This is a genomic window from Pseudoalteromonas sp. T1lg24 (assembly GCF_002964745.1).
In the GTDB taxonomy this organism is placed as follows: domain Bacteria; phylum Pseudomonadota; class Gammaproteobacteria; order Enterobacterales; family Alteromonadaceae; genus Pseudoalteromonas; species Pseudoalteromonas spongiae.
In genome coordinates, this window is record NZ_PQCB01000034.1 from 407,175 (window position 1) to 422,567 (window position 15,393).

A 15,393-nucleotide genomic window follows, 5' to 3' on the forward strand; every position below is an offset into this window, starting at 1 on the left:
TCGCAAGGGACAAAAAAATAACAGGGAAAGCAGTAAAATACGGAAGTGCAGCGACAATTATGTGCGTAGGGGAAAGTAACCATAGGTTACATTAATGGACTGCTAAGAAAGCGTCAGGAAGACCGAAAATAAAAAAAGCACGGATGAAAATAATAAAAATACGGATAGTAAAATAATAATAAAATTAGACTCGTTGGTTAAAACAGTCGAAGGGAGAAGTGTCATAAGACACTCAGATTAGTAAGCGGCAGAGATTCTCTGTCGCTTTTTTATTTGTCGCAATAAAATTGCTATGATTACGACAAATAAATTTCACGTTTAAACCATGTCTGAACCTTGTCCATTATGTCTGCATTCTAAAAGCACCTTTTATAGCGAAGACAAACGCAGAGCTTACTATCAATGTGAGTTATGTCAGTTAGTATTTGTTGCGCGCAGCCAGTTAATTTCACTCGAACAAGAAAAACAAATCTACGATAGTCATGAAAATGATGTAAATGACGCGGGCTATCAGAAATTCCTGAGCCGCGCTTTAACGCCTTTGCTGCCAGAATTGGCAGAAGCGAGCCTGGGTCTCGATTTTGGTTGTGGACCGGGCCCTGCACTTGCCAAAATGCTCACAGAGAAAGGTCATGCTACAGCGCTTTACGATATCTTCTATTATCCAAACACTGAGGCGTTAAATCGTCAGTACGACTTTGTAACCTGTACTGAGGTAATTGAACATTTAGCCAATCCAAACGAAGTGTGGGCGCAACTACTGAACTTACTAAAGCCAAATGGCGTATTAGTTGTGATGACAAAGCTCGTCATCGACCAAGCCCGATTTAAAAATTGGCATTACAAAAATGATATTACGCATATCAATTTTTTTTCGCGGGCCACGTTTGATTATTTAGCACAGCACCATGGCTTGTCACTGACATATCATGGTGATGACGTGATGCTATTTAAACAGTCAGCAATAGTGTAAAATAAGCTTAGTTTTGTAAAAATTTTAGATTTAATTATGACCAGAAAGAAAAAGTCACGCAAAATCGGTACCGGTGGCAATGGAAGCTTCCGCCTTAGCAAAGAGAAACTTGCCGAACTACGCGCTTTGAAAGAGCAGCGTGTTAAAAAGCGTACTGGTAATAAAGCGGGTACGCGCAACGCACAAGATGCTTTAAATGAGCAGCAAGGAGCGGGTAAGCAACGCAAAGACAGCCGTTTAGGCAGTAAAAAGCCTATTAGTCTTGTGCCTGAAGCAGAGGTTACTCAGCAACAGCCAGAGTTTAAGCGTCATCTACAGCCGCAAGTAGAGTTACGTAAAGTAGGTGAGCCTGAACTAACACCAGAGCAAGAGCTTGAGCAAATTGAAAACGATCAAAAGCTAATGTCGTTACTTGAGCGTCAAAATGCAGGTGAAGTGTTAGTAGGAAAAGACATTAAATACTTAAACGCAAAGGTAGAGCGTCACCAAGCTCTTTGCGATTTGTTAGGCATTGAGGGTGAAGATGAGTTTGACGATGAAGACATGCTTGACCAATTTATGTCGAACGATCTTGCCGATGAATGGTTAAGTGATGATGACGAGGAGGAGCTTAAGTAGTGAATGCTATTTGGGTTATCGCCATTATTATTGCCGCTGCTATTGTTGCAGGGTTAGCTTTTTACGCTGGTAAGTTGTTATTCCAACTGAAAGTGCAAAAAGAAAAGCAACAAGCGCAAATTGAAAAGTTAAAAGTTAAAGCGGCTGAACGCAATGCAAAAATTGCCGACAGCATTAACTTGATTGCACGCGCGATGAAAGAGAAGCAGTGTGAGTATTCAGAAGGATGTTTACGTATTTGGGTGTTGATGTCGCAGTATCAATTCTCCGAAACAGTGGATCTTGAAACGGAATACCAGCACGTTTTCAAAATGTATGATGTGGTAAAGGAAATGCCGACCCACGATGCGCGTAAGAAATACAGTAAGAAAGAAGTCTTCCAAATGGATAGCAAGCGTTGGCGTGCTGAAAAAGAGCTTGAAGAAGGCATTTTGGCCGAAGCAGCTAAGCTAGAAGCTTACTTCCCAGCTGATCCGAATACCAAACACGTATTCGCTAATTAGTCACCTTATCTAATCTGTAAATAAAGCCAGCACTCGCTGGCTTTATTGTTTTGGATCAAAGCCGATTTCTCGTTCCTTTTGTACACTTGCTTAACCTTAATATTGTTAGGTTTCAGTCGTGCAAAATTTCGTTGAATGGGATAACACCCTTATAAAAAAATACAATGTGTCAGGTCCTCGTTATACTTCGTATCCAACGGCGTTGTCGTTTGAGCCTGGCTTTTCTGTTGATTCGGTAACACAGGCGATCGCCAAAAGCGATAATACGCGCTTGTCGCTGTATATTCATATACCGTTTTGTCACCAGCTATGCTATTACTGCGGCTGTAATAAAATAATTACTCGCCACCAACATAAAGCAGATGTGTATTTAGACTTTTTAGAGCAAGAAGCAAAAGCACAAGCAACTCTTTATAAAGATTACAAAATCGAGCAGTTACATTTAGGTGGTGGTACACCCACGTTTTTAACAAAAGAACAAATGAGCCGTTTAATGGCGATTGTTAAAACGTATTTTAACTTTTCAGATAAAGTGCAAGCCGGAATTGAAATTGACCCACGCTCTTTACCTGAAGATATGCTTAGTCATTTACGCTCGCTTGGTTTTAATCGTGTGTCTTTTGGTATTCAAGATTTTAATGATGATGTGCAAAAGGCTGTAAACCGTGAACAATGTGCTGATAACGTTGCAAACTTAGTTACTGAAGCGCGCGCACTCGGTTTTTCTTCAGTGAATGCCGATATGATTTACGGCTTACCATTGCAAACGCCAGAAAGCTTCCAAGAAAGCATGGCGCGTTTAATAACCCTGTCGCCTGATCGTGTTTCGGTATTTAACTATGCCCATTTACCTGATCGTTTTGCTGCACAGCGCAAAATTAAAGATGAGCAATTACCTAGCCCAGAGCATAAGCTAACAATGTTTAAAAACACCTTGGCGCAAATGGTTGAGGCTGGATACGTTAATATCGGCATGGATCATTTTGCCAAAAGCACTGATTCGTTGGCGATTGCGCAGCAACAAGGTAAATTGCATCGTAACTTCCAAGGCTACACTACACACGGTGAGTGTGACTTATTGGGTTTAGGTGCATCCTCGATTTCGCAAGTAGGCGATAGCATTTTCCAAAACCCGAAAGATTTGAAAGATTATTATCAAACCGTTGAAACGGCGGGCGTACCTGTTGTTAAAGGCCTAACGTTAACCACAGATGATAAAATTCGCGCATTTGTGATTAAAGAAATTATTTGTCACTTTAAGTTAAATTTCGCAGATGTTGAGCGTAAGTTTTCGATTAATTTTGCAGATTATTTTGCTGAAGAATTATCAGGGCTTTCGTGTTTTGCCGAAGATGGCATGATCTCATTAAACGATGAACAGCTTGTGGTTGAAAATAAAGGGCGTTTGTTTATTCGTAATATTTGTATGACCTTTGATGCGTACTTAAAACAACAAGCAAAGCTAACACGCTTCTCGCGAGTGATTTAAAAGTTTAACCAATATAGAAGTCTTGGCCGCCAGAGCAAATAGCAAAGCGGCCTTTTTTTTGCTCTGAGATTTCAGCCCATTGATAAAATACGTTTCGTGACACTTTCGCCATTACACCATGATGTAAATGCAGATAAGGCACGTCAGCATTTATCTCTAAGGTGTGATTTTCACCAAGTACATACTCTCTTGCTAGGTTATCGCAGCAAACAATAAAGCCGTCTTTTTGATACCAATGCGTAATTAGAAAAGGCGCATCTTCTACCTGAATGCGCATTTTCTCAACGGGTGTTTTTAAATAGTAGTGGCCTTGCTCTTTGGTTAGTACTTTTGCAAACAGTTTTACCAAATTAATGCGATTGATTTTGCTTGCTTGGAAATACCAATCGCCATTGCGTTTGATAGTGATATCAATATCGCCACAACTTTCTGGCTGCCATGTTTCAAATGGCGCAATACTGGTTTCAATTTGTTGTGTTAATTCTGCAAGGTTCATTTTTGAACAAGACCTGTGTTTGCCGCAAAAATTACTTAGCGAAATGCAATACGAAAGTCACAGGAACAGCGCGCGCGATATTGGGTAGGCCTGCTACTTTTTGCAGCGCTGCTACGCCTGTGTCTAGATTAAAGTCGCTGGCATTAATTACAACAGGTGTCATTGCGCTGACAAGTAAATCATCTTGGCTAGTACGGGCAACAAATACTTCGATTGAAAGCGTTTTTTCAATGCCATTTAGCGACAACGTAGCAGGTACTGAAAATACATGTGTCGGTGCGTTTTTCATTGCGGCAAGTTCTTTGCTCACATCGGCGCTTAACGTTAGTTTTGGAAATGCTTTAGTATTGAATAGCATGCTTTGCATACGTTCATTGCGAATAGGGATGTTAGTTTCAACAGACGTTAGGTCAATTTCTAGAGATAATTTACCGTCGTCAGCAATCGTGCCAGATAATGTTTTAAAGTGGTGTACTTCACCGATTGTGTCTTTTTTTACCGAGACAAAACTGAGTTTAGAACCGTCGTTTTGTAGTTGCCACGCTGCAAGCGAACTAAAGCTTGTAGCCAGTAAAGCGATTGAAAAAAGTGATTTAAGCATAACGCATACCTAGGTTAGTAATAAAAATAATTGCGATTCTATAGTAACTTAACTATCGCTAAATTCCATTACCTATCTGCGAGCTTAGCGAGTTTTTCGAGTTTTAGCCTAAGAGAATCCGGTGCGTGCTGAGCAACTTCAAGCAGCGATTGCTGTGCACTTTTTGTTAGACGTTTCTTTTCTTGGCTTTGCTGCTGTTGCTGGTTTGCTTGTAGGCTTTTTGCGCTGCGTGGCGATGTTTGAATTTTAATCTGACACAACTCAGGCAGACCAAGGCGTCTAAAGTCACTGAGTAAGCTCATTTTCATATAGTTTAGGCGCATCGCAACTGCTGCAGATTGGGCGTTTAACACTAAGGTGCCATCTTGATAGTTTGCTATGGTGCACTTTTGTAGCATATTTTGATCAAGTATTTGTTCAAGCAAATTTTGTAATTGCTTGTTTTCTTGATTCTTATTTGAAAACTGCTGCAGCCGATTAGGAAGGTTAGTCAGTACATCCCCTAGCGGTTTAGGTGCAAACCTGTTTTTAGCCATGGTTAGATACCTCTTTTTTATTATTGTATTGGGCAAGAATAGTTACAGCAAGTAAAAAGCTGTAAATAAAGCAGAACAAAGGGCAAATTAAACTTGGCTCACTGTGATTAAACGAATAAAATATCGCCCTTGAATTTGGCAGTTTTGTCTCAATATATAGAAAAATATAGTTGTATCACACAAGGCTATATTGCTAGTTATCTCAAATAATGCAATTTCACTATTGTTAACGAGCCAGGTTTGGTCGGGTTAACTAGCAATATCGGTGCTCTGCTGATACTGTACGCACAATTAATTTGAAAAGTGGCATGGGTTTTGTCACTAAACTAAGGTTGTAACGGTTTTATCATGATAGCTAACTTACTTACCAAGATATTTGGTAGTCGCAATGATCGAATAATTAAAAACTTACGAAAAACGGTCGCGCAAATTAATGGATTAGAACAGCAATACGAAGGGCTGTCGGATGAAGAACTAAAAGCGAAAACAGCTGAGTTTCGTAAGCGTTATGATAATGGTGAAACCTTAGATTCATTTCTAGCTGAAGCATTTGCAGTTGTACGTGAGGCATCAAAGCGTGTTTATGGTATGCGCCATTTCGATGTACAGCTGATTGGTGGTATGGTTTTACACCAAGGTAAAATCTCTGAAATGCGTACTGGTGAAGGTAAAACCCTTACAGCAACTTTACCAGCATACTTACATGGTTTAACAGGCAAAGGCGTTCACGTTATTACGGTGAATGACTACCTTGCAAAACGTGATGCGGAAACAAACCGCGCACTTTTTGAATTCTTAGGTCTGACTGTTGGTTGCAACGTACCGGGCATGATGCCGCAGCAAAAGAAAGTAGCTTATGCTGCTGACATTACTTACGGTACAAACAACGAATTTGGTTTTGACTACTTACGTGACAATATGGCGTTTACACCAGATGAGCGTGTACAACGTCCTTTATACTACGCCGTAGTGGATGAGGTTGACTCAATCTTAATCGATGAAGCGCGTACGCCACTGATTATTTCTGGTCCTGCGGAAGATAGTTCTGAACTTTATCAACAAATTGATAAGCTAGTTCCAAGCCTAGAGCAGCAGGAAAAAGAAGATGAAGAAGGCGTTGAAGGTGATGGCGATTTCACTATTGATGAAAAAGCGAAACAAGTACACCTTACAGAGCGTGGCCAAATACGTGTTGAAGAACTACTTACCGAGCTAGGTTTAATTGATGAAGGTGATTCGCTTTATTCTGCTAATAACATCACATTATTAAGCCACGTATATGCAGCACTTCGCGCGCACAAGCTTTATCAAAAAGATGTTGATTACGTAGTAAAAGATGGCGATGTAATCATTGTTGATGAGCACACAGGCCGTACCATGGAAGGACGTCGTTGGTCTGAAGGTTTACACCAAGCTGTTGAAGCAAAAGAAGGTGTAAGCATTCAAAATGAGAACCAAACACTGGCATCAATCACGTTCCAGAATTACTTCCGTTTATACGATGTACTTGCTGGTATGACAGGTACAGCCGATACAGAAGCATTTGAGTTCCAGTCAATTTACGGTTTAGAAACCGTTGTTATTCCAACTAACAAGCCGATGGTACGTGATGATCGTGCGGATTTAGTTTATTTAACACAAGAAGAAAAGTACGAAGCAATTTTAGCGGACATTCGCGACTGCCAAGAGCGTGGTCAGCCTGTGCTTGTGGGTACTATTTCAATCGAAAGCTCTGAGTACTTATCGCAGTTTTTACGCAAAGAGAAAATTAAGCCCAATGTACTTAATGCAAAGTTCCACCAACAAGAAGCTGAAATTGTTGCCAATGCTGGTCTTGCAGGCGCAGTAACCATTGCTACTAACATGGCGGGTCGTGGTACCGATATCGTGTTAGGTGGTAACTGGAAGTTGGAAGTTGAACAACTTGAAAACCCATCTGATGAGCAAATTGCAAAGATTAAAGAAGAATGGCAAAAACGTCATGATGCAGTACTAGAAGCAGGTGGTTTACACATTATTGCCACTGAGCGTCATGAATCACGTCGTATTGATAACCAGTTACGTGGTCGTTCTGGTCGTCAAGGTGATGCGGGTTCGAGCCGTTTCTACCTATCAATGGAAGATGCGCTTATGCGTATTTTCGCTGGCGAACGCATGATGAACATGATGCGTAAACTCGGTATGCAACGTGGTGAAGCAATTGAGCACCCGTGGGTAAACCGTGCAATTGAAAATGCACAGCGTAAAGTTGAAGCACGTAACTTTGATATTCGTAAGCAACTACTTGAGTACGACGATGTAGCAAATGATCAACGTCGTGTTGTTTACACTCAGCGTAACGAACTGCTTGAAGAAGGCGATATTTCAGAAACAATCACAGCAATTCGCTCGGATGTATTAAACGGTATTATCGATCAGTACATTCCACCACAATCACTTGCTGATATGTGGGATATTGCAGGCTTAGAAGATCGCTTACGTGCCGATTTCTTAGTTGAAATGCCGATTCAACAGTGGCTTGATGAAGACAATAAACTTTACGAAGAAAAACTTCGTGAGCGTATCGAAGAAGGTGTTACAGCGGCTTACAAACATAAAGAAGATCAAGTGGGTGCAGATGTACTACGCCACTTCGAAAAAGCAATTATGTTACAAACGCTTGACCAACATTGGAAAGATCACCTTGCTGCAATGGATCACTTACGTCAAGGTATCGGTCTGCGTGGTTATGCACAGAAGAATCCAAAGCAAGAGTACAAGCGTGAATCATTCGAGTTGTTCTCTGACATGTTAGAAGCACTGAAAGTGGAAGTGGTTAGTATTCTTGCAAAAGTACAAGTACGTGCTGAAGAAGATGTTGAAGCGGTAGAAGAGCGCCGTCGTCAGCAAGCAGAAAATACGCCAAAGCAATATCAACACGAAGAAGCTGAGCACGTAGGTGGTGAAACACCTGAAGGTGCAGCGGTAACTGTACGCAATGATGCAAAAGTTGGCCGTAACGAACCATGTCCATGTGGCTCAGGTAAAAAATACAAACAGTGTCACGGTAAATTAAGCTAATAAAGCCAGACTCTGTTAAAAAAGCGACACTTAGATGTCGCTTTTTTTATGATTAAAGTGAGTGAAAAATGAAAAAACAAGTACATGTTGCAGTTGGTGTAATCAAAAAAGCTAACTTAATATTTATTGCAAAGCGTCACGATGAACAACATCAAGGCGGAAAATGGGAATTCCCAGGTGGTAAAGTAGAAGAGGGTGAAACAGTAACGCAAGCACTGGCAAGAGAATTAAACGAAGAAATCGGCATTGACGTAAAATCATCAACACCCTTTTTAGAAATTCACCACGACTACCCAGATAAATCAGTGCACCTTGATATTCACTTAGTAGAAGAGTTTGATGGGGAAGCGAGGCACCTTGAAGGGCAAGATCACAAATGGGTGGCTATTAGTGATTTAAATAATTATGAATTCCCAGCAGCTAATGTTGTGATAATCGAAAAGCTGCAAGCAAATTAGTTCCCAAGTTAGTAGCAGAGCATATACGGCTTTGCTACTAACCTGCATTTTATCTACAGATCTTCTCTATTTACCTCGAATTATTGTTTCCTGTTCAGAAAAAGCGCTATGTTAGCTATAACCAGAACAACAGGATAATAATAATGAAATGGCTTAAACCCTCTCTACTGATTATCAGTTTGGCAATTCCATCTATCGCCAGCGCTTACGACCGTATTACAGGTGAAATGTTTGCCAGTCGCTCAGAAGTATTTGCTGAAAATGGCATGGCTGCAACGTCACAACCGTTAGCAACGCAAGTTGCACTCGATATTTTAAAAAAAGGTGGCAGTGCTGTGGATGCTGCAATTGCTGCAAATGCAGTATTGGGATTAGTTGAGCCAACAGGTTGCGGTATTGGTGGTGATTTATATGCCATTGTGTGGCAACAAAAAGAGCAAAAGCTGCACGGACTTAATGCATCTGGACGTTCGCCGGCAACGTTAACGCTAGATACATTAAAAGCACAAGGCGGCAAAATCCCAAGTTATGGCCCTTTGCCGGTTTCAGTGCCTGGTGCGGTTGACGGTTGGTTTGAATTGCACGACAAATTTGGCAAATTGCCAATGGCTGAGTTATTAGCCCCTGCAATTCACTATGCTGAAAATGGTTTTCCAGTATCAGAACTAATTGCTTATTACCTTGATAAAAGTGTGACTGTACGTGGAAAGTACCCGGGCTTTAAAGAAGTCTTTATGCCAAATGGCCGTATGCCGAAAAAAGGTGAAATTTTTAAGAACCCTGCACTGGCACAAACTTACCGCAAAATTGCGAAAGGTGGTCGCGATGCATTTTATAAAGGTGATATTGCAAAAGAAATCGACCGTTATATGAAAGCTAATGGTGGTTATTTGAGTTACGACGATTTAGCATCGCATAAAAGTAACTGGGTAGAACCAGTAAGTACTAACTATCGTGGTTATGATTTGTGGGAGCTGCCACCCAATGGCCAAGGTATTGCTGCACTGCAAATTTTAAATATTCTTGAAGACTATGACATTGCAAGTATGGGTTTTGATAGCCCTGAGTATGTTCACACTTTTGTGGAGGCTAAAAAATTAGCTTTTGCTGATCGAGCTAAATACTACGCTGACTCATCATTTAATGACATTCCAGTAAAACAATTGATTAGCAAAGAATACGCAGCAAAGCGTCGTAAGCTTATTGATGTTAATAAAGCGAGTAAGCGAGTGGATGCGGGGCCAGTTGAAGGCGATACCATTTACCTCACCACTGCTGATAAAGATGGCAACATGGTATCACTCATTCAAAGTAACTATCGCGGTATGGGTTCTGGCATGACACCAGAAAAGTTAGGGTTTGTGTTACAAAACCGTGGCGAGCTATTTACGCTAGAAGATGATCACTTTAATGTTTATGCACCTAAAAAACGACCTTTTCATACCATTATCCCTGCCTTTGTCACCAAAGATGGCAAACCGTATATCAGTTTTGGTGTGATGGGCGGTGCAACACAGCCGCAAATGCATGCGCAAATTCTAATTAATATGATTGATTTTGGTATGAACCTACAAGAAGCGGGAGATGCACCACGTATTTTACATACTGGTTCGTCACAGCCAACAGGTGAAGTTATGACAAACGGTGGCTATGTCAGCTTGGAAGCAGGGTTTTCGGAAAAAACAAAACGTGAGCTTGTGAAAAAAGGACACACTCTTCAGCATGCGGTTGGCCCTTACGGTGGTTATCAAGCCATTATGAAGCAGCTTTCAAATGGCGTTTATGTTGGCGCATCGGAAACACGTAAGGACGGAATGGCTGCAGGGTATTAATATTTTCAAGATGTTAGAGGTATTTTGTGATGCCTCTAACATCCTGATTTTAAATTACTTCAGATAAAATTAAGGTTTTTTTTAAACTGTTTTGATAGCGCTGTCATTAAATAGTCATTATGATTCCTAATAACAAAAACTAAAATTAACGCTTTCGCTGTCTAATGTTAGAAAGCACACAATAAACAAGTAAAGGAAGTCTTATGCATTTGAGAAAAACCATACTTGCTACAGCTTTATTAGCAACGCCTCTGTTTGCTAATGCCAAGCTATCGCAATCCGACATTAAACAATTTGCAGCCCAAGCGGATCTTAAATTTGGTGTCGTTGATAACTTTCATGATAATGACGGTGGCTACATTGGAAAAATCCAACTTAAAAACACCTCGAAAGTAGCTTTACCAAAAGGCGAAAGTAATTGGCAGCTGTATTTTCACAGTATTCGTAAAGTAAAAACCCCTGAAGTAAAAGGTATCGCGATTGAGCATGTAAATGGTGATTTGCATCGTTTAGTGCCAACGAAATCATTTGCCGGTTTAGCCGTGGGTGAAACATTAGCGCTTGAGTATGAAGCAGCAGCTTATATTGTGTCTTATTCAGATGTGATGCCACGTGCGTTTATTTCACTCGATAATAAAGACGCAGAAGTATTTGCGAGTACAGATACTGAAGACCTAAAACAGTTTGTACTGCCAATTGTTGAAGAGCGCCAATTAAAGAAATTTAACACGCCAAAAGATTTAAGTGTGATTGCTGATGCACAGAACCGTCATGCACTTAATATCAAAAACGAAAAATATACACCAAGCCAAGAAGACGCTTTAAAGCGTATTATTCCTAAGCCGCTTGATGTTGACTTCTCTCGTGGCGAAGTAACGCTTTCGTCAGATTGGGTTGTTAGCTATCAAGGCAGCTTAAAGCAAGAAGTAAACGTACTGCTTGATGACTTATCGAAATTATATGGCCTTAAATTAGAAGCGAATGCAGACCATATCTCTGTAGCTAAAAAGCCGCATTTATCTCTAAAAGTAGATAATGCAATTCAAAATGGTGACGCCGAAAGTTATCACTTAGCAATTGATAAAAACAAAATTACGGTTGTTGGTAGTGATAATGCAGGTGTGTTTTATGGTTTGCAGTCATTATTGGCACTTTTCCCAGCAGACGCCAACGGTAGCGTTGAATTACCACGTGTAGAAATTAAAGATTCACCGCGCTTTAGTTACCGCGGTATGCATTATGACAATGCACGTAACTTTCATGGTAAAGATGCAATGTTCAAGCTGGTTGAGCAAATGGCAAAATATAAGCTCAATACATTACATTGGCACTTTTCTGATGATGAAGGTTGGCGTTTAGAGATCCCATCGTTACCTGAGCTTGCAGAAATTGGTGGTGTGCGTTGTTTTGATTTATCTGAAGATTCTTGTTTACTAACTCAGTTAGGTACAGGTCCGCATAAAGATGGTTCTGGTAATGGTTATCTTACGAAAGATGATTTTGTTGAATTATTAAAATTTGCAGATGCACGTCATATTAAGATCATTCCTGAGGTAGAGTCGCCAGGTCATGCCCGTGCATCGATTAAAGCGATGGAAGCGCGTTACCGTAAATTGATGAAAGCAGGTGATGAAGCGGGTGCGAAAGCATACTTGCTGAGCGACCCTGAAGATAAGTCAAAGTACATTACAGTTCAGAATTACACAGATAATTCTATTAATGCGTGTATGGACTCAAGTTATAACTTTATGGAGAAAGTGACGTACGAGCTTCAACAAATGTATCGTGAAGCAGGTGTGCGTTTAGAAAATCTTCATTTTGGTGGCGATGAAGTGGGTGCAGGTTCTTGGACTAATTCACCAGCGTGTCAAAAAATGTTTGAAGCGGCCGGTAATGGTGTTGCAGGTCCTGCTGATCTTAAGCCTTACTTTACCCAGCGCGTAGCAAAAATGCTTGCTAAACGTGGTATTGCTCCGGGTGCATGGGAAGATGGCTTAATGTATGACCGCGTGAATACATTTAATCGTGAAGAATTCCCGAACCCAGTATTTACAGCCAATGCTTGGGACAATATTTGGGAGTGGGGTGTAGCAGATCGTGCTTACCGCTTAGCAAACAATGACTATCAAGTTGTTTTATCGCATGGTACGCATCTTTACTTTGACCACCCGTATGAAGCACACCCAGAAGAGCGTGGCTATTATTGGGCAACGCGCTTTATCAGTAATGAAAAAGCATTTGGTTATATGCCAGACAATGTATATGCAAATGCTGACTTTACCCGCACTGGTGAAGTGATCAAAAACTTAGAAGACTTAGTTGGCCGTCCATTACCTCAGCTTGAAAAGCCTGAAAACATTTTAGGTATGCAAGGTCAGGTATGGTCTGAAACTATCCGTACTGAAGATCAAATATTGGCTATGTTGTTCCCACGCGTGTTAGCAGTAGCTGAACGCGCATGGTATAAAGCGCCATGGGAAGGTGAAAAGCCAGATGCACAAAAGCGTGCAAAAGATTGGATGACTTTCTCTGCTGCACTAGGTACTAAGGAACTTGCAAAACTAGCGAAGTCAGGTGTTAAAGCAAATCTTGATGTACCTGGCGGTGAAGTCAATAAGGGTACTCTAACTACCAGTGTTGCAACAGCTTACTTAAATGTTGAATACAGTGTTGACCAAGGCAAATCATGGCAAACATACCAACAACCAGTTAACGTAGGTGATAGGCAAGTGTGGTTAAGAAGTTCATTAAATGACCACGTTAAGAGTCGTATAACCACAATTAATTAACTAATTGTTATTAAAACTAAAGGGAGCATTTGCTCCCTTTTTGTTCTAATTAATTCAAAATTCAAACTGGCAATATTTATTCAATTGAATTAAAGTAAAATGACAGCGCTATCATTTTTGTGGCTTAGGGGAAGCGCTAACTTCCATAAATTGCCGTATTCAAAGTGATTAGCGTTAATAATAAAACCAAGAAATAAACTGATTGCGTTAACTATTTATATAGTGCGTCTGAAAGATGAGGCTACTTAACGCAAATGGTATTTTCATAGCGTAAAGCTATGACATAAGATTAACTGCAACAAGAAGAAGTTTATGGAAGCAACAGTGGAAAACGAACAAAATTCCCAGCAAAGCATCATTTTACCAATGGTACTAGCTGGCTCTATGTTTTTTATACTAGGTTGTATTACCTGGTTAAACGGTGCAATCACACCTTTCTTACAACAAATGCTTGAGCTGTCGCCGCTGCAAGCTTCATTTATTATTTCATCTTTCTATATTGCAGTAACCATTGCGGGTATTCCATCGGCAATGTTAATTAAGAAAGTGGGCTATAAGAATGGCATGGCAATTGGCTGTGCGATTATGGCGAGTTCTGCGCTGTTGTATATTCCAGCAGCGAAATTGCAAATGATTGAAATTTTCTTATTTGCTCAATTGCTCATTGGTGTCGGTCAAACTGTATTACAAACGGCAGTTAACCCTTATGTTGTTAAAATGGGTTCAGAAAAGTCAGCAGCAGTGCGTGTTTGCATCATGGGTTTACTAAATAAGTTTGCAGGTGTTGTTGTTCCTATTGTATTCGCTATGGTAACGGCTGCAGCAGTTGCAGGTGAAGGGGAAGTACTTTCACAAGCGCAAAAAGATGCAATGGCAAATAGCTTAGTTGCACCTTATATAGCTATCGCAGGATTAATCTTCGCGTTTGCTGCATTCGCAAAATTCTCACCACTTCCTGATTTAGTATTTGAAGATGAAAATCCAAATGCAAAAGGTGAAGTGCGTGAAGCACTCAGCCACCCTCATTTAGTATTAGGTGTAATTGGTATTGCACTTTATGTAGCAGTAGAAGTAATTGCTGCAGATACCATTGGTTCTTACGCACTCGCGATTGGCGTAGCTGATTATTCAATGATGACATCGTACACTATGGCATGCATGTTAGTGGGTTACGCAATTGGTATTGCGCTTATTCCTAAATACATGTCTCAACAAAATGCATTAGTGATGTCTGGTATCGCAGGTTTAATTACCGTTGCCGCTGTTGTATTTGGTAGTAACGAATCTACCGCTATCTCAAATGTGCTACTTGTGCCATTTGGTGGTCCTGAATTACCAGACCCATTAGTGTGTATCGCATTACTTGGTTTTGCTAATGCAATGGTGTGGCCTGCAATCTGGCCGCTGGCATTAAGTGGTTTAGGCCGTTTAACAGGTACAGCATCAGGTTTACTTATTATGGGTATTGCTGGTGGCGCATTAGGTCCGTTACTAATCGGTTTAGGTAACGTAGCGGGTTTAGGTGCTCAAGGTGCATACGCATTAATGGTGCCTAGCTATCTATACATTCTATTCTACGCATTAAAAGGTCATAAAATGCGTAGTTGGTAATAACCACTTTTTAATTAGTATTACACTCCCGTAAAACGCCAAACCTAAGTTTGGCGTTTTTTTATGCGCAAATGTAGCTCCTAAGTTAACGAAATAGTGCTTTTGAATATTAAATAATCAAACGATCAAAAAAGATCGTTTTTTTATAAAAAAGGGGTTGATCTGTTTTTCGATCTGCCTATAATGCGCATCCACCGACACGGAGCACGGCAACAACAAATGCTGAGTTAAGTGGAGGAAAGTCAAACGGAAAGTTACTTTGAAAAATAATTAATTTTCTAGTTGACTTTAAAAGTGAAGCGGTTAATATAGCGCTCCACTTCGCAGCAAGAGATGCTGCACTGTTCTTTAAAAATTTAAGCAATCATCTGTGTGGGCACTCGTACAGATTAAGTTCTAACATACGCTTTTAAAGCGTAACAAAATT

At 40.4% G+C, this 15,393-nt stretch carries 12 protein-coding genes; 9 read left to right on the forward strand and 3 right to left on the reverse strand.

Features of this window, described 5'->3' with window-relative positions:
• The first annotated feature begins 325 nt into the window (after positions 1–325).
• The 4 genes from C2M30_RS21355 to hemN all read left to right on the forward strand — a co-directional run bounded on the left by C2M30_RS21355 (position 326) and on the right by hemN (position 3,583).
• Complete coding sequence (locus C2M30_RS21355; protein WP_105173237.1) at positions 326–973, forward strand: class I SAM-dependent methyltransferase; 648 nt, start codon at positions 326–328, stop codon at positions 971–973.
• Positions 974–1,009: 36 nt separating this feature from the next.
• Positions 1,010–1,591 (forward strand): Der GTPase-activating protein YihI, encoded by a 582-nt coding sequence (yihI, locus tag C2M30_RS21360; protein WP_105173238.1) that lies wholly within the window; start codon positions 1,010–1,012, stop codon positions 1,589–1,591.
• On the forward strand, positions 1,591–2,094 hold the full coding sequence (locus C2M30_RS21365) for a DUF2489 domain-containing protein (RefSeq protein ID WP_010561649.1): 504 nt from the start codon (positions 1,591–1,593) through the stop codon (positions 2,092–2,094). The genes yihI and C2M30_RS21365 overlap by 1 nt, the downstream gene beginning before the upstream one ends.
• A 118-nt stretch (positions 2,095–2,212) precedes the next feature.
• The gene (hemN, locus tag C2M30_RS21370; RefSeq protein ID WP_105173239.1) at positions 2,213–3,583 is read left to right on the forward strand and encodes an oxygen-independent coproporphyrinogen III oxidase; all 1,371 of its coding nucleotides are present in this window, start codon (positions 2,213–2,215) and stop codon (positions 3,581–3,583) included.
• 4 nt (positions 3,584–3,587) lie between these two features.
• Here the strand turns inward: hemN and C2M30_RS21375 are convergent, their stop codons facing one another.
• The 3 genes from C2M30_RS21375 to C2M30_RS21385 all read right to left on the reverse strand — a co-directional run bounded on the left by C2M30_RS21375 (position 3,588) and on the right by C2M30_RS21385 (position 5,216).
• Entirely contained in the window at positions 3,588–4,079 is a 492-nt protein-coding gene (locus tag C2M30_RS21375) for a DUF1285 domain-containing protein (protein ID WP_105173240.1), read from the reverse strand.
• A 31-nt stretch (positions 4,080–4,110) separates the two neighbouring features.
• Positions 4,111–4,680 carry a YceI family protein gene (locus C2M30_RS21380; RefSeq protein WP_105173241.1) on the reverse strand — a complete coding sequence of 190 codons (570 nt, stop codon included), beginning with the start codon at positions 4,678–4,680 and terminating at the stop codon, positions 4,111–4,113.
• A 68-nt stretch (positions 4,681–4,748) separates the two neighbouring features.
• On the reverse strand, positions 4,749–5,216 hold the full coding sequence (locus tag C2M30_RS21385) for a DciA family protein (RefSeq protein WP_010561653.1): 468 nt from the start codon (positions 5,214–5,216) through the stop codon (positions 4,749–4,751).
• 348 nt (positions 5,217–5,564) lie between these two features.
• Here C2M30_RS21385 and secA point away from each other — a divergent pair, with 348 nt between their 5' ends.
• The 5 genes from secA (at position 5,565) to nagP (ending at position 14,966) form a co-directional block, all read left to right on the forward strand.
• A complete protein-coding gene (secA, locus tag C2M30_RS21390; RefSeq protein WP_105173242.1) occupies positions 5,565–8,276 on the forward strand; it encodes a preprotein translocase subunit SecA in 2,712 nt (903 codons plus the stop codon).
• Between the two features lie 68 nt (positions 8,277–8,344).
• Positions 8,345–8,734: an 8-oxo-dGTP diphosphatase MutT gene (gene mutT / locus C2M30_RS21395; RefSeq protein WP_105173243.1), complete on the forward strand. Its 390-nt coding sequence runs from the start codon at positions 8,345–8,347 to the stop codon at positions 8,732–8,734.
• A 143-nt stretch (positions 8,735–8,877) separates the two neighbouring features.
• Positions 8,878–10,566, forward strand: coding sequence for a gamma-glutamyltransferase (gene ggt, locus C2M30_RS21400; protein WP_442792819.1), 1,689 nt, complete (start codon positions 8,878–8,880; stop codon positions 10,564–10,566).
• A 203-nt stretch (positions 10,567–10,769) separates the two neighbouring features.
• Positions 10,770–13,355 carry a family 20 glycosylhydrolase gene (locus C2M30_RS21405; RefSeq protein WP_105173244.1) on the forward strand — a complete coding sequence of 862 codons (2,586 nt, stop codon included), beginning with the start codon at positions 10,770–10,772 and terminating at the stop codon, positions 13,353–13,355.
• A gap of 312 nt (positions 13,356–13,667) precedes the next feature.
• Positions 13,668–14,966 (forward strand): N-acetylglucosamine MFS transporter NagP, encoded by a 1,299-nt coding sequence (nagP, locus tag C2M30_RS21410; protein ID WP_105173245.1) that lies wholly within the window; start codon positions 13,668–13,670, stop codon positions 14,964–14,966.
• Positions 14,967–15,393: the final 427 nt, after the last annotated feature.

Bases quoted from the DNA above. Each gene is read 5' to 3' on its own strand.
- C2M30_RS21355 (WP_105173237.1), top strand. From the start codon at position 326: ATGTCTGAACCTTGTCCATTATGTCTGCATTCTAAAAGCACCTTTTAT.
- yihI (WP_105173238.1), top strand. From the start codon at position 1,010: ATGACCAGAAAGAAAAAGTCACGCAAAATCGGTACCGGTGGCAATGGA.
- C2M30_RS21375 (WP_105173240.1), bottom strand. From the start codon at position 4,079: ATGAACCTTGCAGAATTAACACAACAAATTGAAACCAGTATTGCGCCA.
- C2M30_RS21380 (WP_105173241.1), bottom strand. From the start codon at position 4,680: ATGCTTAAATCACTTTTTTCAATCGCTTTACTGGCTACAAGCTTTAGT.
- C2M30_RS21385 (WP_010561653.1), bottom strand. From the start codon at position 5,216: ATGGCTAAAAACAGGTTTGCACCTAAACCGCTAGGGGATGTACTGACT.
- secA (WP_105173242.1), top strand. From the start codon at position 5,565: ATGATAGCTAACTTACTTACCAAGATATTTGGTAGTCGCAATGATCGA.
- mutT (WP_105173243.1), top strand. From the start codon at position 8,345: ATGAAAAAACAAGTACATGTTGCAGTTGGTGTAATCAAAAAAGCTAAC.
- ggt (WP_442792819.1), top strand. From the start codon at position 8,878: ATGAAATGGCTTAAACCCTCTCTACTGATTATCAGTTTGGCAATTCCA.
- C2M30_RS21405 (WP_105173244.1), top strand. From the start codon at position 10,770: ATGCATTTGAGAAAAACCATACTTGCTACAGCTTTATTAGCAACGCCT.
- nagP (WP_105173245.1), top strand. From the start codon at position 13,668: ATGGAAGCAACAGTGGAAAACGAACAAAATTCCCAGCAAAGCATCATT.